We start from the raw sequence: 25488 nt of genomic DNA, 5'->3' as shown, positions 1-25488 counted from the left end.
CTTAAGTGGCATGTTTAGTTATCAACAGTCACATCACAGCATAAACCAACCTTTTTCACCAAAAATTATCTCCTATCTTCAAAAGCTTCCGTGGTAAGAGTAGAGTAGTAACAGATAAGCCGGAATCCCCCTACTTAAGTCTTCCCAAATAGGGTAATGAGAGAACGAATGAATAACATTAAAAAATCTAACAAGCTTGATAATGTCTGTTACGACATTCGCGGGCCTGTATTAAAAGAAGCAAAGCGCTTAGAAGAAGAAGGTAACAAAGTCCTCAAGCTAAATATCGGTAATCCGGCACCGTTTGGCTTCGAAGCCCCAGATGAAATTCTGGTCGATGTATTGCGTAATCTACCGAGCTCGCAAGGTTATTGTGATTCAAAAGGATTATATTCCGCACGTAAAGCCATTGTTCAGCACTATCAGGCTCGCAATATTCGTGAAATGACGGTTGAAGACGTTTATATTGGTAATGGTGTTTCTGAACTGATTGTGCAAGCAATGCAAGCGCTGCTCAATAATGGTGATGAGATGCTAGTACCTGCCCCTGATTACCCGTTGTGGACTGCGGCAGTTTCTTTATCCGGTGGTAATGCAGTTCATTATATGTGTGATGAACAGCAAGGTTGGATGCCTGATATTGATGATATTCGTAAAAAAGTTACGCCTCGCACTCGCGGAATTGTCATCATTAACCCAAATAACCCAACCGGCGCGGTTTACAGTAAAGAGTTATTGTTAGAAATCGTTGAGCTTGCACGCCAACACAACCTTATTATTTTTGCCGATGAGATTTACGATAAAATCCTGTATGACGGTGCCGTGCATCACTCAATTGCGGCATTAGCGCCAGATTTACTGACCGTCACTTTTAACGGATTGTCAAAAACCTATCGTGTGGCAGGTTTCCGCCAAGGTTGGATGGTATTAAACGGGCCGAAACAACAAGCTAAGAGCTATATTGAAGGTCTCGAAATGTTAGCATCAATGCGCCTGTGTGCTAACGTTCCTATGCAGCATGCTATCCAAACAGCGCTCGGCGGCTATCAAAGCATCAGCGAATTTATTCAACCCGGTGGTAGGTTATATGAGCAACGTGAACGTGCTTGGCAACTAATTAACCAAATCCCAGGGGTTTCTTGTGTAAAACCACAAGGCGCGCTGTATATGTTCCCTAAAATCGATATTAAGCGTTTCAATATCCATGATGACCAGAAAATGATCCTTGATTTATTACTACAAGAAAAAGTGCTTCTTGTACAAGGTACTGCATTTAACTGGCCAGAGCCGGATCACTTCCGCATCGTGACCCTGCCTTATGCAGATGATCTTGAAATGGCAATTAATAAATTTGGTCGTTTTATCGAAAATTATCGCCAATAATGCTTCATTAATCGTTAAGACAGAAACACTCCCTCAAAAAAGGGAGTGTTTTTTATGAATCGTCTGTTACGGCTTAACATTTATTACTTTTCCAATTTAAGCTAGAAAATAAAAAAGCCCTGCTGTCTTATTGAGACAATAGAGCTAAGCATTCAGCAAACACAATAGACGGCCTATCACCTCTTTATTGAACAACGTTTTGTTAATACTCTTAAAAAGATGATTCAGACTTATTTATTATCGTTTATCAATAATCATATAATAGAAATAAAATAAACTGCTGCTAAAAAGAATAGCAATAATATAATTGGAAAGTATTTCATATTATCCCCTACCATTATTTATTAAGAATGTTATTCCTGATTATAGATTTTTATCACCGCAGATCAAACAATAATTAAAAACAAATAAAGCAACAATAAAAGAGCATCATAAACAGACGTTCTATAAAAGTGTATTGGCCTAATGAAATTAAAGTTACTATCTTATTATGATAGCATTATCACGTCTCTTTTAAATTAGCTTTACTAGGCTCTTAGTAGTTTAGTTTTGCAACCACTTGAGTGAGAAAATGCAATATACATGGTTCTTGCATCACCATTAACACCAACAATAACTGTTGGGTCATCATCTTCAGTAATAGAACAGTAAAAATTATTTTTTGTAATAAATCTTTCTCCTCGCTCTGTTATTATTTCTAGTCGCCAATAATCTTCATAGCCAGAATACTCAAATGAACCTGCTTTTTTTATAATCTTCCCATGCTCAATATTATAAAGTGTCATATCTGTTGGCTTACCATGAGCGGCCGTATGATGTAATCTGACATATTTTAATTTTTCATGCCAAAAATTTTCAAATGTAATAAACCCCAAATTCCAAGGCATAAACCCTCCATATAGTTTCTCATGCTATCAATAGAAATAAATTTAATTAATGCTGTTTTACAGTAGATATAAAATAAATGAATGATTAGCGATATAAAACCGCTTAAATTATTAATTTACTTCTATTTTAATTTCCTTAACCTTTGACAAACCAATATCTATTTTAAATAGACTATAATATAATCATTTCTTTGCCCATTTAATGAGGTTTTATGAGCTACTTTTTTGCCCACCTTGCACGAATGAAACTCATCTATCGCTGGCCGCTAATGCGTAATGTCCGTACTGAGAATGTCTCAGAGCATAGCTTACAAGTTGCCATGGTCGCTCACGCGCTGGCGATTATCAAAAACCGCAAATTCGGTGGTCACGTTAACGCTGAACGCATTGCTTTATTAGCAATGTACCATGATGCCAGTGAAGTGATTACGGGTGACCTTCCCACCCCGATTAAGTATCACAATTCACAGATTGCGCATGAATATAAAAAGATAGAACAATTTGCCCAGCAAAAATTGCTAGATATGCTTCCAGAAGAGCTACAAGAGGATTTCAAGCCACTTCTCATTGAAGAGTTGCAATCGGATGAAGAGCACAGCATTGTTAAACAGGCTGACTCACTGTGCGCTTATTTAAAATGTTTAGAAGAGTTATCTGCCGGAAATAGTGAATTTAAATTAGCCAAAAAACGCCTTGAAAAAATCCTTGCTGAGCGACAAAGCCCCGAGATGGATTATTTTATCGAGATTTTTGTACCTGGTTTTAAACTATCTCTTGATGAAATTAGCCATTAATCTTCAAAACTGGAATGGTACTTTTCATTCCAGTTTAATCAATAACACTCACTCTCATTCTTTTAATATGTCGGGAAATCGGTATTCAGTCGTCTTGAATCACCATTAATACCTAATATAACTTTTCCATGATCACTCTCTATGAGAACAATAGAAATTGTTTTTTGTTTGCTATTTTTTTGCCACTTTTAATCATGTATTTTACAGGCCAATTATCATAAGCGTTAATCTGAAGTCGGCTTAAGCCGATCTCAAGTTATTTAAGCTATTAACGGTTACGTTTTTTAATGAATACAAAAAGAAGTAGAAGCCCTCTGATAAAGGGCTTCATTCTCATTAGAAAGGAAAAAGAATAGGTACTAATAATACGCTTATAATCATCACGATGATGGTAAATGGCACACCAATTTTGACAAAATCACCAAACTTATAGCCCCCAGGGCCTAGCACTAATGTGTTCACTGGTGACGAGACTGGCGTCATAAATGCCGCAGAAGCTGCAATCCCAACAATCATCGCAAACGGTAATGGTGAAACCTCCATCTGACGTGCCGCAGCAATCGCGATAGGCGCCATTAAAACGGCCGTAGCGGTATTAGAAATAAATAAACCTATTGTGGCACAAAGTATAAATAGACATAGCAGCATGACATGTGGCCCCAAATTACCCGCAACCTCCATGAGGGCATCAACCGCCAATGAGATCCCGCCCGTTTTTTGAAGCGCCAATGCAAACGGCATCATCCCAACAATTAAAATGATACTGGGCCAGTGAATAGACTTATAGGCGCTCTCCATATCAATGCAACGGAATTTCCCCATTAATAAACACGCAATCAACGCTGCAACAAAGTTAGGAATTTCATTTGTTACCATCATAGCGACCATCAATGCCAGACAAAACAGCGCATGAGGAGCTTGTGAGGCGGCTGGAGCGACTGCCTCTACTTCAGCAGCAAGGTTTAACACAATAAAATTGCGCGGTTTTGTCGACAAAATGCGGATCAGTTTCCAATCCCCAATGACCAAGAGAATATCACCGAGCCTCAATGGTTCATCAACTAATTTATCATCCATGGCCTTACCATCTCTGCGGATCCCCACAACATTCAGGCCATAACGAGTACGAAACTTAATATCGCGAAGACTTTTACCCAATAATTCAGAATCTGGGTTCATAGACACTTCCGCCATACCAACATCTCGAGATTGATCAGAAAAATAGTCACCGCGTAAAATCATCGGTTCCAGTTTCTGTTCAAAACAGAATTGGCGTAACTCATCATCACTGACAGAAATATCTACCAGCAATACATCTTGCTCTCTAAGTTCTGTTCCCCCTGTTGCACTGACCATAACACGGCGAAATTTCCGCCAGCGCTCAATGCCTACCACGTTAGCTTCATAGCGAGAGCGTAAATGCAATTCATCAAGGGAATGACCAATTAATGGCGAGCCTTTACGGATGGCAAGACGGCGCGCTCTACCGGTTAATTTATAGTCACGAATGAGGTCACGAAAAGTACGTTGATAACGTTCGGGGAGCTTATCGGGTTCACTACTTCCTAACCAGCGGCGGGCAACCCACATATAGGCGATACCCGCCAATAAAATCACAATACCAATTGGTGTAATGGAGAAGAATTGAAACCCTTTGATGCCTTCCCTGACCAATTCACTATTGACTACCATGTTCGGTGGTGTCGCAACTAATGTCATCATGCCACTAATTAAGCCCGCAAAGCCTAATGGCATCATCATGCGACCTGGAGAGATTTTCATGCGGGCGGCAACACTCAGTACAACAGGGATGAAAATAGCAACCACCCCTGTAGAACTCATAAAAGCGCCTAGCCCAGCAACCGTTAGCATTAAAAATACTAACATCTTGCTTTCACTACTACCTGCAACACGAACCAGCCAATCGCCCATTTGATAGGCGATCCCTGTTCGAACCAAGCCATCACCAATCACAAATAACGCCGCTATCAATAATACGTTAGGATCGGCGAAACCCGCAGTGGCTTGCTCTAAAGTTAAAGTATCACTTAGAACAAATGCAACGATAACCAATAACGCGACCACATCCATCCGAATTTTGTTTGTGGTAAACAGTACGATAGCTATCAGTAGCAGGGTTAACACCCACAGCAATTCTCCGTTCAAAGCATCCCCTTTCGACGAAAAAAACAGTGCTAATCAATTCCTTTAGTTAACCATGTTTAGCGGAGAATTTCTTTGATTAATTCGGTATTAAACATTTTTTGATACAGATAGTGTGAAAACACCATTTTTGTCTGGGCCAGATACCGAAATTTGCGTTAATGAACTGATTATTGCATGAATTTGTTCTCTTCTTGGCATACTCTCTGGGGCATGAACAGCGACCACTTGGCAGCCTGCATCAAGGGCTGAGTGAATGCCTGCTTGTGCATCTTCAAATGCAATACACGCTTGTGGATCTAAATTTAGGCATTTTGCCCCTAATAGGAAAGGTTCAGGATCAGGCTTACCTTTTGTCACTTTTTCAAATGTGACCCAATGTTTGGGTTCGGGTAATCCTGCTGCTTGTTGACGACCATGCGCTATCGGTACGGTTCCTGAGGTTACGATAGCCCAAGGCACCCCTAACTCCTCTAAACGGGTGAGCAGTGCTACGGCGCCTGATAACGCAATAACACCTTCAGTGTCGGAAGCTTCCATTTCTTCTAACCAGCGAAAACGAGCATTAATTTCGTCTTCACTGGCATCAGGCATAAAGTGGCGTAAACTGGTTAGCGCAGGTTTCCCATGGATAAAACGAATGATTTCTTCTGGCGCTACCCCTATCTCTTTACCAAATAAGCACCAGCAGCGCTCAACAACAGCTAATGAATCGACAAGTGTACCATCAAGATCAAATAGAAAACCTTTTGCTTTTAACTCCACTTTTACCCCTTACAAACGCATTATGCGTTAATAATTTGACTAATCTCTACCGCAGATAGGTGGTATTGGCGAGGACATGCACGCCAGATCCCCAGCATCCGCACATATTTATCCCACATTGGTGTTTGTGAGTTGAAACCATGAGTTCCGCTATCGAAATGCGTATAGCGACCTTCCGTATTAACCATAAAGCGAACATAACTCAAATAACGCGCCTCTGTTGCTGCATCAAAACCTAAAAATTGTACTCGACGCGCGTCAATGCCTTGTGGGTCACTCATATTGCCATATGAGACCTGTAAAGCATGATACATTTCCATAATATCAATGACGGTACGGCAAGTGCTTTCACTTAATTCACCAAAATCTCTATCAAGCTCACGCATTTGCAAACCAAAACCCCGCTCTACAATCGTTTGTAGACGGCGATAACGATCCGCATTTTCAGGATCGAGCATAGTCATCATTTTATATTGGTTAGATAAAATTAGGCGTTGTGCGTTGGTCATTTCCATCATGCTTCTCCTCGGAAAATTTTTAGCTCATCTTCGCATTCAAATTTCATGATGGACAGTGAAAACATCACTTTTATTGATCTAGACAGGCTTTTTGCGTTACTTGTTGTTAAATCGGACTTTTAATTTAAATATCGTCCATAAATGACTTATCTAATTGCTTAAATGCTCGTTGTAACAATTGTGCTAATGCCAAGTAATCAGGCTGCCCTTCTACAGGTGCCATCGCAATCCCTGCTTGTACAAATTTTTCTCGAATTTCGTAGAACCAACTCAACAAACTGGCGGGAAGTGGAGTCGATGCTCTTTTACCAAGCCACCACAAACCCTGCATCGGTAAACTGCAAGCAAATAGTGCTGTTGCAACCGCAGGACCGAGGTCTCCCCCTAGTGCGATTTGCCAAGTCAGTGTAAAGATAGCAATAGGCGGCATATAGCGAATACCAAACCGAGTCGCCTTGATCATGCGCAATTCAGGGAAGATTGGGGTTAACTTTTTCTCCATAGGAAACGTTTTTAGGTACAGGTTCCCCAACCTAAATCGTTTAAAAAAACCCGATGGTGAGTTTTGTAATGTACTCATACATTCCTTCCTATGACTCGCAAACCTATATAAAGAAATAACACATTTAATACTTACCTTACGCCATTTTAACAGCAATGCCTATGAATAAGCACAAATAGATAATTTTCAATTATTGCCGCACTAATCTGATCATTTTTGGCGAAATCAGCTATCCTGATTGATAGGTAAATTTGCATAAAATGCGTATTTTTTACGGTGCTTATGATTTTAATCAATCAAACCGGCCATTTCTAAAAAAAACATACAAAATATAAAATAATTTTAGTAGAATTGGCCGCATTTAGCATCGCTGTAGAAGTCTGTTAATTTATGCTTGGTTTCAATTGTTCTACAGCTTTGATATATATTGGGGTTTTTGCGTGTTATTTCAACGCCAGTCATTAAGTTCACTCATCATGCGCTTAATGCAATTAAAAACACGGCTTTTTTAACCCTTTATTAGGCACCGATACATGTAGTTTTGACATTATCATTGATATCAATCATGAAATATCAGGTGTCAAATGCGCTAGTCTCTAGCGATACCATACTTTTTACAAAGTCTTTTTATGCTTTTGCAACTTAAAGGCTTCACAACAACAATTAACGATAGGTATTTCCATGTCAAGTAAGCTGGTACTGGTACTAAACTGCGGTAGCTCCTCACTGAAATTCGCCATCATCGATCCAACCAATGGCGATGAATATTTATCTGGATTAGCTGAATGCTTTAATCTGCCTGAAGCTCGTATTAAGTGGAAAATGGACGGCGCTAAGCATGAAGCTGAATTAGGTGCAGGCGCGGCACACAGTGAAGCACTGAACTTCATTGTTAACACTATTCTTGCAGCAAAACCTGAGTTGTCTGCTCAAATTTCTTCTATTGGTCACCGTATTGTTCATGGTGGCGAGAAATTCACCTCATCTGTTTTGATCAATGACGACGTCGTTGAAGGCATTAAAGCAGCAGTGCCATTTGCACCTTTGCATAATCCAGCTCACTTGATTGGTATCGAGGAAGCGAGAAAGGCATTCCCTCATTTAGTACACAAAAACGTAGCGGTTTTCGACACTGCGTTCCATCAAACTATGCCTGAAGAAGCTTACCTATATGCACTACCATATGAATTATATGAAGAGCATGGTATCCGTCGTTATGGCGCTCACGGAACTAGCCACTACTATGTCTCCCGTGAAGCGGCGAAAAAATTGAATAAACCGGTTGAAGAGCTTAACGTTATTACCTGCCATTTAGGTAATGGTGGCTCGGTGACGGCGGTTGTTAACGGTCAATGTGTTGACACCTCTATGGGTCTGACACCATTAGAAGGCTTAGTCATGGGAACGCGTAGTGGTGATATCGACCCTGCGATCATTTTCCATCTACATGACTCACTGGGCATGAGCGTTGAGCAGATCAACAAGTTGCTAACAAAAGAGTCTGGCCTTCTCGGCTTAACCGGTGTGACTAGTGACTGCCGTTATGTTGAAGATAACTATGCAACCAAAGCCGACGCTAAACGCGCTATGGACGTTTTCTGCCATCGCTTAGCGAAATATGTCGGTGCATACTGTGCATTGATGGAAGGCCGTCTTGATGCCATTATCTTTACTGGCGGTATCGGCGAAAACTCTGCGCAAGTACGTGAGTTAACGCTGAAGAAACTGGCTCTACTTGGCTTCGAGTGCGACCATGAGCGCAACTTAGCTGCACGTTTCGGTAAAGAAGGCTTAATCACCACAGATAACAGCCGCCCAGCGCTGGTTATCCCAACTAACGAAGAGTTAGTGATTGCTCAAGATTCAGCACGCTTAACCGCTTAAGATTCTCTACCGCCAGCCTAACCCGCTGGCGGTACTACTTTATGATACTGTTTTATTAGAGTAACCGATTAAAGAGGTTCCCGTGTCTCGTACAATTATGTTAATTCCTACCGGCACTAGCGTTGGTTTGACCAGCGTCAGCTTAGGTGTCGTTCGTTCAATGGAACAAAAAGGTGTCCAGTTGAGCGTATTTAAACCTATCGCTCAGCCACGTATTTCCGGTAGTAAAGATCAAACCACTGAAGTTTTACGCTCTCATTCAAGTCTCACCACTATCGTCGAACCATTAAAAATGGAATATGTAGAGTCACTACTGACTTCTTCAAAAAAAGACGTGCTTATGGAAGAGATTGTTGCCCGTTATCATGAGCAAACTAAAAATGCTGAAGTGGTATTAATCGAAGGTTTAGTGCCAACGCGTAAGCACTCTTTTGCACAGTCTCTGAACTATGACATCGCAAAAACCTTAGGTGCAGAAATTGTGTTTGTCACCGCACCGGGTAACAGCAATATAACTCAAATGAAAGAGCGCCTTGAGTTAGTACGTAACGAATTCGGCGGCCAACGCAATAAAAATATTATCGGGGTTATCGTCAATAAAGTGAATGCCCCTGTTGATGAGCAAGGTCGTACTCGCCCTGACCTCTCTGAAATCTTTGATGATTCGACCAAAGCAACCATTGCGAATATCACAGCAAAAGATTTAGAGTGCCTAAGTCTACCGGTTCTAGCATCAATCCCTTGGAACTTTGACCTGATTGCAACGCGTGCCATCGACATGGCAAGACACTTGAATGCCGACGTTGTTAATGAAGGTGAAATCAATACTCGCCGCGTGAAATCAGTGACTTTTTGTGCTCGTAGTATTCCTCATATGCTTGAGCATTTCCGCCCGGGTTCACTCTTAGTGACTTCGGCAGACCGCCCAGATGTATTAGTTTCTGCGTCTCTTGCGGCAATGAATGGCGTTGAAATTGGTGCAATCCTGCTAACTGGCGGCTACCAAATCGACGAGCCTATTCGCCAACTCTGTGAACAAGCTTTTGAAACAGGTCTACCTGTATTTATGGTGAAAAGCAATACATGGCAAACTTCACTGAATCTACAAAGTTTCAGCTTAGAAGTGCCTGCGGATGACCATGAACGTATTGAAAAAATTCAAAACTACGTTGCTCGTCATATTAGCAGTGAATGGATTGAATCACTCGTGGCTGATTCTGAGCGTCCTAACCGCCTATCACCACCTGCTTTCCGTTATCAATTAACTGAACTAGCACGTAAAGCCGGTAAGCGTATTGTTTTACCAGAAGGTGATGAGCCACGTACGGTTAAGGCTGCCTCTATCTGTGCGGAGCGTGGTATTGCAACTTGCGTACTATTAGGTAATCCAGAAGATATTCGCCGTGTCGCTGCTGCGCAAGGTATTGAGCTTGGTACAGGCATCGAAATCGTTGATCCTGTGAAGGTACGCGAAGATTATGTTGCTCGCCTAGTTGAGCTACGCAAAAACAAAGGCATGACCGAAGTTGTTGCTCGTGAGCAACTTGAAGACAATGTTGTTTTGGGTACATTAATGCTCGAAAAAGGTGAAGTTGATGGTCTCGTATCCGGTGCCGTCCACACCACAGCAAATACTATCCGTCCACCTCTGCAATTGATCAAAACAGCGCCGGGTAGCTCATTAGTCTCTTCTGTCTTCTTTATGCTACTCCCTGAGCAAGTCTTCGTTTATGGTGACTGTGCGATCAACCCAGACCCAACCGCAGAGCAACTGTCAGAGATTGCTATCCAATCAGCAGATTCCGCGAAAGCCTTTGGTATCGAACCTCGTGTTGCAATGATTTCCTACTCTACTGGTAATTCAGGTGCAGGAAGTGACGTTGAAAAAGTGCGTGAAGCGACTCGTTTAGCACAAGAAAAACGTCCAGACTTAATGATTGATGGTCCATTGCAGTATGATGCGGCTGTGATGGCAGATGTCGCGAAATCAAAAGCACCAAACTCACCTGTTGCAGGTAAAGCTACCGTGTTTATTTTCCCTGACTTGAACACGGGTAACACGACTTATAAAGCGGTTCAGCGTTCAGCCGACCTCGTTTCTATTGGTCCAATGCTGCAAGGTATGCGTAAACCGGTTAACGACCTATCACGTGGTGCATTGGTCGATGATATTGTTTACACCGTTGCTCTGACAGCGATCCAAGCCGTACAAAATGAAAATGCCTAATATAAATTATTAGCATTTTATCTTAATTAAAAAGCCAACTGAACAAAAACGGTTGGCTTTGTTTTATCTAACAAAAATACGCGAGACGCTTTTCCTCATCTCCTCTTAACTGCTGAAAATTGCAAGATTAATTACCATTAATAGTAATAATAAAGGAACATTTAAAATATAATTAAGCGCGGAGATGAGCATGCTAGATGCTTTTAAATATTCAGTAAAATTTGAGCAAGTTGATATTATCAACCATTTTAAAAACACCTCAAAAAATAATTTTTCTAAAAAAATAATTGGGGTAGATAATATGAAAAGTTTACAAGATGGGATCTGTTATGGGCTAACTAACTCTTTTTTATATTATGCTCATGCAAACCAAGAAGAGATCTATGTCACTGAGACATATAACGCTTATAAAAACATAAAAAAATAAAGTTGGTTGATTTTTTAAAAGACACCTATCATTATAAAGCCTTTAAAAAACATAGTGAAGCCTTGTTAAATCAGAATTTCAATAAAGCTAGGAACATTCAAAATCATCATCACATGATTTATTTTTTAAGAGATATACTGAATAAATTCAATAAAATAAAAAAAGAATATAATGAAGATGACTGTGATTACATAAATAGGTTATTTCAAAAAAACACGTTATCAATTAAAGAGGATGAAAAACATTTATATCTAGAGCTACACGAGTTTATCAATAAAGTTTACCATGATGCACTTAATCCTCCTCTTAAATTAGAAAAAAACCGTTATAATAACTTAGTTAGTGATGTCTCTTCAAAATGTTTTCAGAATGAAAGCGAAATAGGCTCACTGCGCTTTCCACTATTTTTCTCTTTAGTGAAAGATTATTATTTAGAGCTTACAAAAGAAAGATTAACACAGCTTGAAATTATACAAAATATACATTATGACTCAATTACATCTATTGATTTCGATATCACCTTTACATCCAAAGAATTAAAAGCACACATTGAAGATTGCTTAATAAAGAAAAAGGATATTATTGGTAACCTGTGCAGTCAAACGCACTCAATGGGAATTGTCGTTAAATATAGAAATGGTAAACCTATTTTTGAATTTTTCGAACCGAATAAAGGACTATTTAAAACAACCGATAAAAGTCATTTTTTTAACTTCTTAGATGCTCTGTTTAATGATAAGTCATATAAGTTTGAAATGAGAGCCAAAACTGAAGAAAAAACTGTCAGTTTGTCTAGCTCACTGGCTGCAAATCAAACATTCAATTATATCCAAGCACCAAGAATAGATGAGCGCTTGGTAAACCAAGATGCAAAAGCATTAAGAATGAAAAGTAGCAAATTAAAACATCACAGAAAAACAATTTAACTTATGGGGTTATAAAACTAAAATATTAAAAACCATACCAGCAAATAACCGCTACACCACCTATTAGAAATAACTAACTGATTGATAGGGCAAAAACACTGCCCTATCAACAATAGCATCTAAATCGCTTTTTGCTTTCTACCCATCAATAACGATACGACCGTTGCAACAATAATATTTAACACAAATGCAGCGATACCGATATTCATAAATTCAAGCCCTTTGCCTAACCAAGGGAACAGTTGCGATAACGAAATGTGCTCAATATAAGTCACTGCAAGGAAAATGACCCCTGCGATAATACCAGCCATTGCCCCCGTCGCCGTCATAGGGTTATGTTTTCTAAAGCTCATCAATAACGCGGGAAAAAATTGTGCGACAATATTAACACCTAATAACATGATAGCCACTAATGTGTCGTTGCTGTGAAAAATAAAGTACAAACTCACTAACGCAACCAAAGGCACCATAAAACGCGCATAAATCCCTGATTGACGTTTCTCTTCACTCACATTTAATGCTTTTTGCACCACTCCCGCCAACATATTAGACGTCGTCAATAATAACATTGAACCAGGTACTAATGCCGTCAGCATACCCGCGGCACCAATAAGACCAACAATAAGCGGTGAAAATGTGGTTTTAGCGATCTCAAATAACGATAAATCCACCATTGAGCCATCAAGATGCGGTATTTGTAATATTGCAGCATAACCAACAAAGAACGCGAACAGCATAATCAAGCTGTATGCAGGAATGAGAATACTATTACGCTTTAATGACTTTTCATCTTTAGCTGTAAATACGGCGGCCATATAGTGCGGCCAGCAAAAATAAGCCACTACAGATAAAAAGATAGTTGAGATATACCACGGAATATTCAATCCCTGCTCAGAAAATGTCAGAAAGCCTGGGCTAGCCGTATCGATAGCACGGAACATATCGCCAAAACTACCGTAGTAATGCAAGGGAATATAAACACCGATAAAGACAACAACAATTAAGATCATCAAATCTTTTAATGCCGATGTCCATGCTGAACCATGAATACCTGAAATCATCACAAACAAGGTCACTGCAATGATGCCTATCCAAATCGCCATATCTGCGGGAATAGCACCATAAGAGGCTTGAGAAACAATAATACCAAGCCCTTTAAGCTGCAATACGAAAAGGGGTACCATCGCCACAATGGAAATTAGGCTAATCAATAGTGCTAAGCCTTGGCTTTGATATTTTGCCCCAAAAAAGTCAGAGATGGTTCTAATATCATTCTGCTTAGCAAATCGCCATACACGAGGATGCACCCAATATAGAAATATCCCCATAAAAGCGTTAACCGCCAATGTGTATAATATGGCAGGCCCTTTCCCATATGCCCAGCCACTCCCCCCTAAAAAAGTAAAGGTAGTATAAATTTCACCTGCACTGAGTAAAAAGACTAATAAAGCGCCATAACTACGTCCACCAACAGACCACCCTTCGTGATCCATGGTTTTACCTTTTTTCGACCTCAATGCAAGGTAGATACTCAATAGGAAAAACAGTGTAATGACAACTAAAGCGTAGCTCATTGTTTTTCCTTATTCTTTTTAGAGTCTAAAATATTAATTAGCAGCATAATTAAAGCGCTGATCACCACCCAAGCCACAATCCAAAACATTAAAAAAGGCAATCCCATAACAAAAGGCTCTACGCGATTGGCATAGTAAATACCCACAGTTAGAGCCAGTAGCGGGAAGATCACCAAAAAGTGATACCATTTCATACATTAATTCCTTCTTACTTAACCACCAGAAACCAAATGACGTGGCAAATGGCTGAGCATCTCAACTCCCTCTTCAGTGACTAGCAGCATGTCTTCAATCATAATGCTGCCAATGCCGATACCGTAATAAGGTGTTTCTAGGCTCATCACCATTCCCGGCTGAAACACATCAGTCGTCGCTGCACTCACAAAAGGGGCTTCTTCTAACCCGACAAATACGCCATCTCCATGCCCTAAGTGACCACGGTTATAGTGTGGTAAGCCAGAACAGCGAATTAATGCCATAGTTTCATTGAACACATCACTTAAACGTACCCCGGGAGCGACACGGTTGAGCATGTATTCATGGCCTTTATGTATGGTTTGATAAATCTCTTTAACTTTATCGTTAGCATTGCCAACGACAAAGGTTCTTGCAATATCAGCCCCATATCCCGCAACATCAACACCACAATCGAATTTAATAAGATCCCCTTCTTTCGCAGGCACATTTTCCGGTAGCATTTTTGGGGAGAAATCACTGCCGACTGAAATTAAATTGAAACGACTGTAGTTAGTTTCTGGAAACTCCATCACTTTAGCTTTAAAAGCTGCGGTTAATTCAGCGGAAGTACAACCCACTTTGATTAATTCGCTAGCAGCTTGAATACCCGCTTCTGTAATTTGAGCACTTTTTCTTAAGTGAGCGATTTCCCATTCACTCTTGATAACGCGCAATTCATTGAAGAGCGGAGCGGAATCCACTAGATTTAATTCTGGGATCACCTTGTCTAGCCACACTTTCCCCATATGGCTGATTTGACCCAATTCAATGGCGACAGGTTTACCATATACATCGGCTTCGGTCAGCGCATCTTTTAATAGCGTAAAGATAGTCTCAATCGGGCTATGAATAGGCCTTTGCTTAACAACTTTGCCATTATCAGGGTGATAAGGATCATCCACATCAACCCATATTGGGAATGTACGCACTTGTGCATTAGGCATTTCCAATTGCAAATTTGCAGCCTCAAATTCATTCATAATCACCAGCGATTTCACTGATGGGTCACGAAAAATTACCGCGATCGCCGAGCCTGTTTGCCTAAAGGTATACATGAAGAAACTAGCAAAACCGGTTAAGTGATAAAAATTATCTCCCACGGTAGCTACGAGGGCTTCAATCCCCTCTCGCTCCATAATCGCACGGGCTTTATTCGTGACATTTTGTAGGTGTTGTTGTTTTAAAGAAGATACATCTTTATGAATTGTCATTATTTATTCTCTCGGATGGTGCAACATGGTGACCAAGAATTAATTAGCAGGAAGGCATAATTCAGTGGGCATATAAATATATCAAATAGCCCACTTATTAATTATAACTAATAGTTATAATATAGTATCAGTAACACTATAGAATAGAAGACAGTATGAATTAAAGGGCTAAAGCATAGCCCTTATCAATTTAAGTCGTTAAGTTACGAATTATTTGCACACGAAATAGCTTTCTCAAACTCATTATTCCGTGTTAACCATAAAGAGAGCGCTTTTAAGGAGTCAGGGGTAAATTCATCACAACGAGCACTAATTTCGGCTGGCGTTAACCAATTCACCTCAACCACCTCAGACTCTTGCAATGCAAAAGGGCCATGGCTCACACAACTAAACAGACCGCCCCATATACGGCAGTTTTCGCCTTCATAATAAAATAAGCCATGTTCAGCAAACGGCACGCCTGCAATGCCTAATTCTTCTTCTGCTTCACGCTTAGCAGAATCTAAAATATTTTCACCTTGAGTCACCACTCCGCCAGCAGTCGCATCTAAGTAGCCCGGATAGAAATCTTTACTATCCGTTCGCCTTTGTACCAGTATTTTGCCCATTCCATCATGGACAACAATGTAAGTAGCACGATGGCGTAAGTTCTCTGCTCGCATCTGGCTACGTGTGGCCTGAGCGATAACCTCATTGTTCTCATCAACAATGTCAACCCATTCAACCACTTCGGTTTGTTCTTCCATCCTTAAAACCTTTTTTTAACCTGTTAACACAGTTTTTATGCCATAGAACTATTGCCGAAATCGGTCAAGCAAACAGTCTGTAACAAGGTATGCTTTTCACGTTCCCCTTGCAAGTGATAGCACACAAATTTGAGTATTGATTTCATGTTGCAGGAGCTTTAATAATAGGCTATTTACAGCAACAACAAGCGAATTTTTAGGAAATGCAATGCAGTCTCAGCAAATTTTCTGAGTAGCTGCTATAGTTAGCTCAGATAAGCTTTACACTGATTAGTCCAATTTTTCACAGGAGGCGATTATGCGGATACTTATTACCGGTGGTACCGGTTTAATTGGTACACCTCTCGTACAACGGCTTGTTGCTCGCTCTGATAAGGTAACAGTACTAAGCCGTTCCCCGCAGAAAGTCTACAGCCGCTTTTGTAAGGCTATCGAATGTTGGACTTCACTACAGGATAAGCAAGATCTCAATGATTTTGATGCTGTGATTAACCTTGCTGGGGAGCCTATCGCTGAAAAGCGCTGGAGTGATGAACAAAAAAAATTGTTGTGTGATAGCCGATGGAAAATCACTCAACGCTTAACTGAATTAATCGCTGCAAGTAAAACACCACCGCATACTTTTTTATCTGGCTCTGCGGTTGGTTATTATGGCGATCAAGGCCAAGCCGTTGTCACAGAATCAGAGCAGCCACACGATGAATTTACTCATCAACTCTGCCAACATTGGGAAGCCCTTGCTCAAAATGCGCAATCACCATCGACCCGCGTTTGTTTATTACGTACAGGCATTGTGATGTCATTAAACGGAGGTGCGCTCGCAAAAGTCCTTCCTATCTTTAAAATGGGGGCTGGTGGCCCAATTGGTCATGGCAAACAATTTATGCCATGGATACATATTAACGATATGGTCAATGCTATCTGTTTTTTGCTTGATAACCCAACTTTATCAGGCCCCTTTAATATGACAGCGCCTTATCCTGTCCATAATGACCAATTTGCCGCTATTTTAGGCGAGGTCATTAACCGCCCCGCTTTTGTTCGAACTCCCGCCTTTATGATTAAGGCCATTTTGGGTGAAGCAGCGACGTTAGTGCTTGGTGGGCAGCAAGCTATCCCAAAACGCTTGGAAGAGGCGGGTTTTCAATTTGAATATATTGAGTTAAAAATCGCCTTAGAAGATTTATTTAAAACACGTGATAGTTCAACGAGCTAGTTTGAGCAGGCTACTGACCATTCAATGCGTCATGGTCAGTAGATTAACTAAACGGCGACAATTTATAACTGGCAATCGAATAAAACTATTTCCCACCCTGCCAGCGGGTAAATAAATCTTGGTCTAATTCAATATCAAATTGATCGAGGATTCGGTTCACTGTTTGGTCAACAATATCTTGAATGGATTTAGGCTGATGATAAAAGGCTGGCATTGGCGGCATAATGACCGCTCCCATTTCAGCCGCTTGCACCAGTAACTTTAAATGCCCTAAATGCAGCGGTGTTTCACGTACCCCTAGAACGAGTTTTTTACCTTCTTTCAAGACCACATCGGCAGCACGAGTGACTAATGTATCGGTATAGCTGTGTACAATGCCAGAAAGTGTTTTCATGGTGCATGGCATAATCACCATACCCGTTGTACGAAAGGAGCCGGAAGAAATAGCCGCGGCGATATCGCGGCTATCATAATGATGATCAGCTAATTGCTGAACCTCTTTGACACTATAATGTGTTTCTAATGATAAGGTTTGACGGGCCGCTGCGCTCATCACTAAATGGGTTTCCACATTCTTAACAGGTTTTAGCACCTCTAATAACCTAACGCCATAGATTGCGCCACTTGCTCCTGTTAACCCAATGATTAGCTTCTTCATTCTGCTCCCCGCACGATTCGATATCACCAACAACCATAGTAGCAATTATCGCAATGAAAAGCCCTTAAATCTATCAACCACAATCCCAGTTATAGACCACTTTGCTAAAATCTTTATTTTTTAAATCTTCAGGATGAATAAAAAAGTTACCGACGCCAATATCGCCCCATAAAATGCCAGTTTCATAATCACTGTCGATTTGCAGTAACAATACATAGTCCTGAATTTCTTTACGATACTCTCTAGGGTCGGTTTGAGTAAAGAAAGGATAGCCGCCAATACGATGACCGTTCGACGCAAAGTGTTCATTGTAGGGTTCTAGCCATTCATCGTAAAAATCCTCGCCTTCAAACTGATCTTCGTAATCATACAGATCATCAACATCTAAAATTTTGCGGCCAAACTGAAAGTCGTTCGAGCTGATATATTGTGTCGCGGGTGTGAATTCGAGACTAAACTGCCCTTCTATTGGTGAGTAATACTCATCTTCATAAGCGGCTTCAATGGTGGAGAAGTCTTGTTGGAGTTTTGCATTATCTTCAATAACACTCTCCCAATAGATGACGCGAAAACCGTTTTGGGTTTGTAGATCATCAAAATCCGCACCATACAAATCATCACCGCCGATAAAAAACTGCAATAATCCAGTTGTTGGATAGTTTCCAAGTGGCGGCATTTGTGCGAAATTAATTTGTGCCAATAGTTTTAAAGGAATGCCATCACTATCGACAGGAAAATCTGAGCCTAAAGGCAAATAAGGCATGCCACCAATACGACTTTCCCACAAAATCGGCTGTTCAACAGGCGTGAGTTGCATCTCTATGGTTGGTTTAGCTGTAGCCGTGATTTTATCAACAAAAGGCTTTAAGTTATCGGGTAAGGCTGTTAGGTCAATCATGAGAACTCCAGATGCATGAGGATATTCACAACAAGATACTCAATTAAAAACAGCAATATATCAGATATAACTGGAAATTTTTATTTTAATAACGTGCTTTTAATTCCTAACTTAAATATTGATTTCACAACGATTAATTACCTATTTTATCTCAAATAAGAGCCTAATATCTTTATTGTCTTTTGGTATCTGGTAATCAAATAAAAATCGCTTATGGTGATTAAATAAGAGCAAGAAACCGATTTCAGGTTAGCAACTGTTTTCATCACTGACTAATTTAAAGATTAAAATATATGCAGTTTTTTTGAATGTTTTTATTGAAAAGTATTTGTAGAATCAATCGCGGTGAATAAAAAAATGCCAGTAATCATCTCGCTGGCATTCTTAATATGTATAAAGAAATGATTAACCTTCGTTATAAATTTCTAGGTTCTCAATTTCATTTTGATCTTTAATTTTTAATTCATCGTCTTTACGGAGATTTTCTAAATAATCTAAGTAAGTTTGGTCAATATCTTTTGTGACATAGATACCATCAAATACAGAGCACTCGAACTCATTAATTTCTGGATTCTCTTCACGAACGGCATCAACCAAGTCATTCAGATCTTGGAAAATTAATCCATCTGCCCCAATCAGTTTACGAATTTCATCGACTTCACGCCCATGGGCGATCAATTCATTCGCGTTCGGCATATCAATGCCATACACATTTGGGAAGCGCACTTCTGGTGCAGCGGAAGCAAAATAGACGTTTTTCGCGCCAGCTTCACGAGCGAGTTCGACAATCTGCTCTGAGGTCGTGCCACGCACGATAGAGTCATCCACTAACAATACGTTTTTATCACGAAACTCTGCACGATTTGCATTGAGCTTACGACGCACCGACTTACGACGCTCCTGCTGGCCTGGCATGATAAAGGTGCGCCCCACATAGCGATTTTTGACAAATCCTTGGCGATATGGTTTATCTAATATGTGGGCAATTTCTAGGGCGATATCGCAAGAGGTTTCTGGAATTGGAATAACCACATCAATTTGCAGATCTTCCCATTCACGGGCAATTTTAGCACCTAATTTCTGCCCCATACGTAGTCTCGCATTGTAAACCGAGATCTTATCAATAAAAGAGTCTGGACGAGCAAAATAGACGTATTCGAATAAACAAGGCGTTAATTGTGGGTTTTCTGCACATTGGCGAGTATACAACTGCCCCTGCTCTGTCACATAAACCGCTTCACCGGGTGCGACATCACGTAAGAATTCAAAGCCTAACGTATCCAACGCAACACTTTCTGAAGCGACCATGTACTCTTGTGCACCGTTTTCTAATATGCGGCGCCCCAAGACCAATGGCCGGATACCATAAGGGTCACGAAACGCCAACATACCGTGCCCAATAATCAATGCAACACATGCGTATGCGCCACGCAACCTTTTATGCATTGCCGCAACCGCCGTAAACACATTGTCTGGCTCTAACGGAAAGTGGTCAAAACGGTCTAATTCATAAGCCAAGATGTTCAACAAAATCTCAGAGTCGGAGGTTGTGTTGACATGGCGGCGGGCGGTTTCAAATAAACGGCGCGTTAATTCATGCGCATTTGTCAGATTACCATTATGAGCAAGGGTGATACCAAAAGGTGAATTCACATAGAAGGGCTGCGCTTCTGATGCACTCGAACTACCTGCGGTTGGGTAACGGACATGACCGATCCCCATATTACCTTGTAGTCGGAGCATGTGCCGCGTTTCAAAGACATCTTTGACGAGGCCATTCGCTTTACGTAAGCGAATATTATTTTTGCCATCAATGGTAGCAATCCCTGCTGCATCTTGCCCACGGTGCTGAAGCACCGTCAAAGCATCATAAATTGATTGGTTAACCGGCGTAACACCGGCGATACCGACAATACCGCACATTTAGTCTTTCCTCATCAGCCAGACGGAGAAATATTCTCCGGTAGGAAACTTGACGCATTTTGCAGGTAGTCAAAGAACCACCTGATTATATGACTGAACTGCGGAATAAGTTCCGAACGTTGCCAATCCTCACTTTGAGGTAGGGGCGTAAAAGTATCGAGAAAAAAGAGTAATGCCGATACAATCAATACCCCACGCAACGCTCCGAAGCAGATCCCCAGAACACGATCTGTACCCGATAAGCCAGTCTTTTGAACCAGAGAACTAATGACATAGTTCACAACAGCACCGACAATTAATGTCGCAATAAATAATGCTGCAATGGCGATACCATTTCGTACCAGTATATCCTCAAAGCGCGTAAAGTATTCCGCCAAGTAAGGATAAAATGTACTAGCAACAAAAAAAGCACAACCCCATGTGATTAGTGACAACGCCTCTCGAACAAACCCACGGATCAGGCTTACCAATGCCGAGAAGCCAATGATGGCAATAATTGCGTAATCTAACCAGACCATATCTTATTCCAAAATTCGCACCCACGGCAGTGGCTGGAGTGCATTCTAACAGAAAACGAAAACGTTTGCGTAACCAATTTACATACAATTTAAAAAAACCAGCGGCGAAAAGAAAAATTCATCTTCGCCGCTGTAATTGATTAAAAGCTCAGGCTTTTTGTGATATTCCTATTTTAATATCATGGCTTAAAAGCCCTAATCTCTCCCTGTAGCCCCGTGATTGAACGTAGCTCAGGTAGTGCGCCTTCTAACAATTGCCTTGAAGCTTCTGGTCCGACAAAAATTCGCGTCAGTTGCCCATTGACTGGCCGTGAAGGTACGGTATAAACCTGATACCCTGACAACCTCAATTTTGCGACAATTTCCTCAACTTTTGCTGCATTTTTCAACGCCCCAAGCTGTACCACAAAAGCTTTACCTTGTGGGGCCTGTACTTCTGGCTTAGGCTCAGGTTTTGGCTTCGGCTCTACTTTAACCTCAGGTTTTGGCGTTGGTTTAGGTTCAGGCTTTGGCTCCACCTGTTTAGGTGCCTCAGCAGGGATATTCGGCACCTCTTGAGGTTGAGAGGCAGAATTTGCAGCGGCTTGTTGCTCACGCTGTCGCTGTTGCTCCTCCTGCTTCTGCTCGGAAATCGCTTCTGACAGCATAGCCTCAGAAGCTTGGCCTGACGCCGGATTTTGTGCCAGCGGTGCAATAGCTTCGATATCCTGTTCATCACCAGGTTTAGGAATAATAGGAATGGCCGCAAATTCATTTTCATTATATTTCTTATCGCCATCAAGTAGCGCAGGCAATACAATGACCCCCGCCGCGATTAAAACAATGGCACCGACAAGACGATTCTGAAATTTACTCGCCACCGATTTTATCCTTTTGAATTTTCTAACAACATCATTACGTGAGCGACCGTATGGAATGAGCCACAAACAACAATGATGTCGTTATCTGTTGCATCAAGGCACGCTTTTTGCCACGCGTCATCGACTGAATCAAATACTTGTGGTGAATCAAGATATTGACTCAACTGCGAGGCAGGCGCCCCACGAAACTCAGTAAGAGGAGCCACATACCAATCCGTCACTTGCTCTGATAAACAGGTGAGTGTACCTTGAATATCTTTATCTCCAAGCATTCCCACCACGGCTCTGACACGACGCCCTTCCACAGCAGGCAGTTGTGCTAAGCGGTTTATCAAATATCCAGCAGCGTGCGGGTTATGCGCGACATCCAAAATCATTAATGGCTTTTCACCAATAATTTGGAAGCGCCCCGGTAACTGAGCCGATCGCAAGCCGTCATGAATTGCCTGATCAGTGATTTTAGTCGCAAGTTGGCTATCAATCTCTTTAAGGCAACATATCACCCCCAATGCGGTCGCTGCATTTGCTAACGGCACATTAGGTAGTGGTAAATTCAGCCATTGGCATTGACGACTCTGCCATGCCCAACAATCTTGCTGTTGTTCAAATGACCAATCTTTATCCCGACGAAACAGCAACGCACCGATATTTTCGGCATGTTGACCAATTGACTGAGGCATATCAGGTTCACCGACAACCGCATAGCGACCACCGCGGAATATACCGGCTTTCTCAAAACCGATATGTTCCCTATCTGACCCTAACCAATCGGTATGGTCGAGTGCAATACTGGTCACCGCCGCGACATCTGCATCGACGATATTCGTCGCATCCAAGCGACCACCTAAACCCACTTCAAGGATCACGACATCCAATGAGGCTTGCTTAAATAACGTTAATGCCGCCAGCGTGCCATATTCAAAATAGGTTAAAGAAATATCGCCTCGCTCTTGTTCAATCTCAGCAAAGGCACGGCAAAAGTCGGACTCGGCCAATTCCGAACCTTGGATACGAACACGTTCCGTATAACGAACAAGGTGTGGTGAGCTGTAAACACCTACTTTCAGACCGGCAGCCATCAAAATAGATTCAATCGTATGGCAGGTTGTACCTTTACCATTAGTACCACCGACGGTAATGACGCGAGGTGCGGGTTGTGTTAAACCCATTTTGCGGGCGACTAAGCCAACTCGCTCTAGCCCCATATCAATATTTTGGCTGTGCAAGTTTGTCTGATAAGAGAGCCAAGCCTCCAGCGGAGACTCGGCATTAGGGATTGTAAACTGATTATTCATCATCTTTTTTATGCTTAGCAGAGTCCTTTACTTGCTCAGGAGCATCGATGACAGCATCGTCACTGGCGATATCGATTTTCACATCCTCTTCTTCGACGACTAATGTATCTTCAGTGGTATTAAAACTTGGCTTGTTAGTCAACATTGCCAATACATCTGCCAAGGTATCACGCATTTCAGGGCGACGAACAATCATATCAATCGCCCCTTTTTCCAGTAAGAACTCACTACGCTGGAAGCCTTGAGGTAGCTTTTCACGCACAGTTTGCTCAATAACGCGAGGACCTGCAAAACCGATCAGCGCTTTTGGTTCAGCCACGTTGATATCACCTAGCATCGCCAAACTTGCAGAAACCCCCCCCATGGTTGGGTCAGTTAACACAGAAATGTAAGGTAACCCACGCTCTTGCATTTTGGCCAATGCCGCGCTGGTTTTTGCCATTTGCATCAGTGATAACAGCGCTTCTTGCATACGCGCACCGCCACTAGCAGAGAAACAAACCAATGGGCAGTTATCTTCTAGAGCTTGTTCAACCGCACGCACAAAACGTGCACCTACCACGGAAGCCATAGAGCCTCCCATGAAAGAGAACTCAAAAGCCGCCACGACAACTGGCATCCCTTTTAACGTTCCTTTCATTACGACGATAGCATCTTTTTCACCGGTCTCTTTTTGAGCCGCTGAGAGTCTATCTTTATATTTTTTGGAATCACGGAACTTCAGCGCATCTTTTGGCTCAAGCTCACTGCCTAATTCTGTTGTCGAGTTTTCATCGAGGAAAGCTTCAAGACGCTGGCGTGCATGAATACGCATGTGATGATCACATTTAGGGCATACTTGTAAGTTACGCTCTAATTCAGCCCCATAGAGGACTTGCCCACAGCTATCACATTTTGTCCAAACACCCTCTGGGATGTTGACTTTGTTTGATTGGGTCAAGTTACCTTTTTTTAATATTTTTTCAATCCAGCTCATTAATGGACCTTTTCGTCTGATTGATCTCTGACTTTCCTTAGCGAATTCAAGCAACAAAAATAATTGCCACATCAACTCACTCAGGTAAAACGCCAGTATGTAATTTTGTGCCATTAAACCACAATGGTACACCACTGTGGATAAAAACTTTTAAATCCGTTATGGATTATCACTTTTTTCAACCGCAACACGTTTTTCTTTCGCGGCGGCACGACGATGACGAATCACTTCGATCACCCCCGGAAGAATTGAAATAAAGATAATTGCCACTATCAATAATTTCAAATTCTGTTGTATAACGGGTAGATCACCAAACAGATAACCTGCATAAGTGAATGACAGTACCCATAATAACGCCCCTGTCACATTATAAAAGGCGAAATGACGATAAGACATTTTGCCCATTCCCGCAACAAATGGCGCAAATGTTCTAACAATCGGCACAAAACGAGCCAAAATAATTGCTTTACCACCATGCTTCTCATAGAAAGCATGGGTTTTTTCCAGATAAACACGACGGAATATTTTTGAATCCGGATTTTTAAACAGTTTATCGCCGAAAATACGCCCGATCGCATAATTAACAGCATCACCAAGAATAGCGGCTGTAATCATCAATGCGACCATTAAATGTACGTTTAAATCATTGCTATCTAACGCGGAAATAGCCCCTGCGACAAACAGCAGCGAATCTCCCGGCAAAAATGGGGTAACGACCAGCCCAGTTTCGCAAAACAAGATCAGAAATAAAATACCGTACACCCATACACCATACTCAGCAACTAACTCTGCTAGATGGACATCGATATGCAAAATAAAGTCGATAATAAAACTGATAAACTCCATACAAACCTCATTATCAATAGCATCCATGCTATACTCATGATACCTTCAATGACG

Annotated in this window: 24 protein-coding genes; 7 read left to right on the top strand and 17 right to left on the bottom strand. The window is 41.3% G+C overall.

Translation table 11 applies throughout. The features are described 5' to 3' along the window. Positions 1-168 precede the first annotated feature (168 nt). Entirely contained in the window at positions 169-1383 is a 1215-nt protein-coding gene (locus PSF11_RS11715) for a pyridoxal phosphate-dependent aminotransferase (RefSeq protein ID WP_014656265.1), read from the top strand. A 527-nt stretch (positions 1384-1910) separates the two neighbouring features. Here PSF11_RS11715 and PSF11_RS11710 read toward each other — a convergent pair. Next, positions 1911-2270 carry a hypothetical protein gene (locus PSF11_RS11710; protein WP_004921139.1) on the bottom strand — a complete coding sequence of 120 codons (360 nt, stop codon included), beginning with the start codon at positions 2268-2270 and terminating at the stop codon, positions 1911-1913. Between the two features lie 212 nt (positions 2271-2482). Between PSF11_RS11710 and yfbR the strand changes: the two genes are divergently transcribed. After that, positions 2483-3064 carry a 5'-deoxynucleotidase gene (gene yfbR / locus PSF11_RS11705; RefSeq protein ID WP_014656266.1) on the top strand — a complete coding sequence of 194 codons (582 nt, stop codon included), beginning with the start codon at positions 2483-2485 and terminating at the stop codon, positions 3062-3064. 336 nt (positions 3065-3400) lie between these two features. Here yfbR and PSF11_RS11700 read toward each other — a convergent pair whose 3' ends face one another. The 4 genes from PSF11_RS11700 to yfbV all read right to left on the bottom strand — a co-directional run bounded on the left by PSF11_RS11700 (position 3401) and on the right by yfbV (position 7090). After that, the gene (locus PSF11_RS11700) at positions 3401-5230 is read right to left on the bottom strand and encodes an SLC13 family permease (protein ID WP_272682825.1); all 1830 of its coding nucleotides are present in this window, start codon (positions 5228-5230) and stop codon (positions 3401-3403) included. 87 nt (positions 5231-5317) lie between these two features. Beyond that, entirely contained in the window at positions 5318-5992 is a 675-nt protein-coding gene (locus PSF11_RS11695) for a sugar phosphatase (protein ID WP_053110459.1), read from the bottom strand. Between the two features lie 20 nt (positions 5993-6012). Further along, positions 6013-6507: a YfbU family protein gene (locus tag PSF11_RS11690; protein WP_014656269.1), complete on the bottom strand. Its 495-nt coding sequence runs from the start codon at positions 6505-6507 to the stop codon at positions 6013-6015. A gap of 127 nt (positions 6508-6634) precedes the next feature. Continuing rightward, positions 6635-7090, bottom strand: a complete 456-nt coding sequence (gene yfbV, locus PSF11_RS11685) for a terminus macrodomain insulation protein YfbV (RefSeq protein ID WP_004921149.1) — start codon at positions 7088-7090, stop codon at positions 6635-6637. A gap of 603 nt (positions 7091-7693) precedes the next feature. Here yfbV and ackA point away from each other — a divergent pair. The 4 genes from ackA to PSF11_RS11665 all read left to right on the top strand — a co-directional run bounded on the left by ackA (position 7694) and on the right by PSF11_RS11665 (position 12476). Next, positions 7694-8896, top strand: a complete 1203-nt coding sequence (gene ackA, locus PSF11_RS11680; protein ID WP_004921151.1) for an acetate kinase — start codon at positions 7694-7696, stop codon at positions 8894-8896. An 82-nt stretch (positions 8897-8978) separates the two neighbouring features. Continuing rightward, on the top strand, positions 8979-11123 hold the full coding sequence (pta, locus tag PSF11_RS11675; protein WP_014656270.1) for a phosphate acetyltransferase: 2145 nt from the start codon (positions 8979-8981) through the stop codon (positions 11121-11123). 190 nt (positions 11124-11313) lie between these two features. Continuing rightward, a complete protein-coding gene (locus tag PSF11_RS11670) occupies positions 11314-11550 on the top strand; it encodes a hypothetical protein (RefSeq protein WP_014656271.1) in 237 nt (78 codons plus the stop codon). Positions 11551-11552: 2 nt separating this feature from the next. After that, positions 11553-12476, top strand: a complete 924-nt coding sequence (locus tag PSF11_RS11665) for a YopT-type cysteine protease domain-containing protein (RefSeq protein ID WP_145928223.1) — start codon at positions 11553-11555, stop codon at positions 12474-12476. Between the two features lie 119 nt (positions 12477-12595). On the opposite strand, the gene PSF11_RS11660 is transcribed toward PSF11_RS11665, so the two are convergent. From PSF11_RS11660 to yfcD, 4 genes are all read right to left on the bottom strand, one after another. Beyond that, complete coding sequence (locus tag PSF11_RS11660; RefSeq protein ID WP_014656274.1) at positions 12596-14050, bottom strand: sodium:solute symporter family protein; 1455 nt, start codon at positions 14048-14050, stop codon at positions 12596-12598. Beyond that, positions 14047-14244, bottom strand: a complete 198-nt coding sequence (locus tag PSF11_RS11655) for a DUF3311 domain-containing protein (RefSeq protein WP_004921159.1) — start codon at positions 14242-14244, stop codon at positions 14047-14049. Before PSF11_RS11655 ends, PSF11_RS11660 begins: the two co-directional genes overlap by 4 nt. Positions 14245-14262: 18 nt before the next feature. Next, positions 14263-15498 carry a M24 family metallopeptidase gene (locus PSF11_RS11650; protein WP_014656275.1) on the bottom strand — a complete coding sequence of 412 codons (1236 nt, stop codon included), beginning with the start codon at positions 15496-15498 and terminating at the stop codon, positions 14263-14265. Positions 15499-15701: 203 nt separating this feature from the next. Beyond that, positions 15702-16244 (bottom strand): NUDIX hydrolase YfcD, encoded by a 543-nt coding sequence (yfcD, locus tag PSF11_RS11645; protein WP_004921163.1) that lies wholly within the window; start codon positions 16242-16244, stop codon positions 15702-15704. Between the two features lie 298 nt (positions 16245-16542). Here yfcD and PSF11_RS11640 point away from each other — a divergent pair, with 298 nt between their 5' ends. Beyond that, on the top strand, positions 16543-17460 hold the full coding sequence (locus tag PSF11_RS11640; RefSeq protein WP_004921167.1) for a TIGR01777 family oxidoreductase: 918 nt from the start codon (positions 16543-16545) through the stop codon (positions 17458-17460). Positions 17461-17545: 85 nt separating this feature from the next. Here PSF11_RS11640 and PSF11_RS11635 read toward each other — a convergent pair whose 3' ends face one another. The 8 genes from PSF11_RS11635 to PSF11_RS11600 all read right to left on the bottom strand — a co-directional run bounded on the left by PSF11_RS11635 (position 17546) and on the right by PSF11_RS11600 (position 25434). Beyond that, on the bottom strand, positions 17546-18118 hold the full coding sequence (locus tag PSF11_RS11635; protein ID WP_004921169.1) for a UbiX family flavin prenyltransferase: 573 nt from the start codon (positions 18116-18118) through the stop codon (positions 17546-17548). A gap of 73 nt (positions 18119-18191) precedes the next feature. After that, positions 18192-19016, bottom strand: coding sequence for a YwqG family protein (locus PSF11_RS11630; RefSeq protein WP_072502396.1), 825 nt, complete (start codon positions 19014-19016; stop codon positions 18192-18194). Between the two features lie 405 nt (positions 19017-19421). Further along, on the bottom strand, positions 19422-20939 hold the full coding sequence (purF, locus tag PSF11_RS11625) for an amidophosphoribosyltransferase (RefSeq protein ID WP_036940930.1): 1518 nt from the start codon (positions 20937-20939) through the stop codon (positions 19422-19424). Positions 20940-20953: 14 nt separating this feature from the next. Next, positions 20954-21457 (bottom strand): colicin V production protein, encoded by a 504-nt coding sequence (gene cvpA, locus PSF11_RS11620; RefSeq protein WP_004921179.1) that lies wholly within the window; start codon positions 21455-21457, stop codon positions 20954-20956. A gap of 179 nt (positions 21458-21636) precedes the next feature. Beyond that, on the bottom strand, positions 21637-22317 hold the full coding sequence (gene dedD, locus PSF11_RS11615) for a cell division protein DedD (RefSeq protein ID WP_004921181.1): 681 nt from the start codon (positions 22315-22317) through the stop codon (positions 21637-21639). A gap of 5 nt (positions 22318-22322) precedes the next feature. Continuing rightward, complete coding sequence (folC, locus tag PSF11_RS11610; RefSeq protein ID WP_183124486.1) at positions 22323-23612, bottom strand: bifunctional tetrahydrofolate synthase/dihydrofolate synthase; 1290 nt, start codon at positions 23610-23612, stop codon at positions 22323-22325. Further along, positions 23605-24588 carry an acetyl-CoA carboxylase, carboxyltransferase subunit beta gene (gene accD, locus PSF11_RS11605; protein ID WP_036943936.1) on the bottom strand — a complete coding sequence of 328 codons (984 nt, stop codon included), beginning with the start codon at positions 24586-24588 and terminating at the stop codon, positions 23605-23607. The genes folC and accD overlap by 8 nt, the downstream gene beginning before the upstream one ends. 159 nt (positions 24589-24747) lie before the next feature. Next, positions 24748-25434, bottom strand: a complete 687-nt coding sequence (locus PSF11_RS11600; RefSeq protein WP_036943938.1) for a DedA family protein — start codon at positions 25432-25434, stop codon at positions 24748-24750. Positions 25435-25488 lie beyond the last annotated feature (54 nt).

This window comes from Providencia sp. PROV119 (assembly GCF_028482435.1).
Lineage (GTDB): Bacteria > Pseudomonadota > Gammaproteobacteria > Enterobacterales > Enterobacteriaceae > Providencia > Providencia stuartii.
Note: the sequence above shows the minus strand (reverse complement) of the source record. Positions and strands in the feature narration are given on the sequence as shown.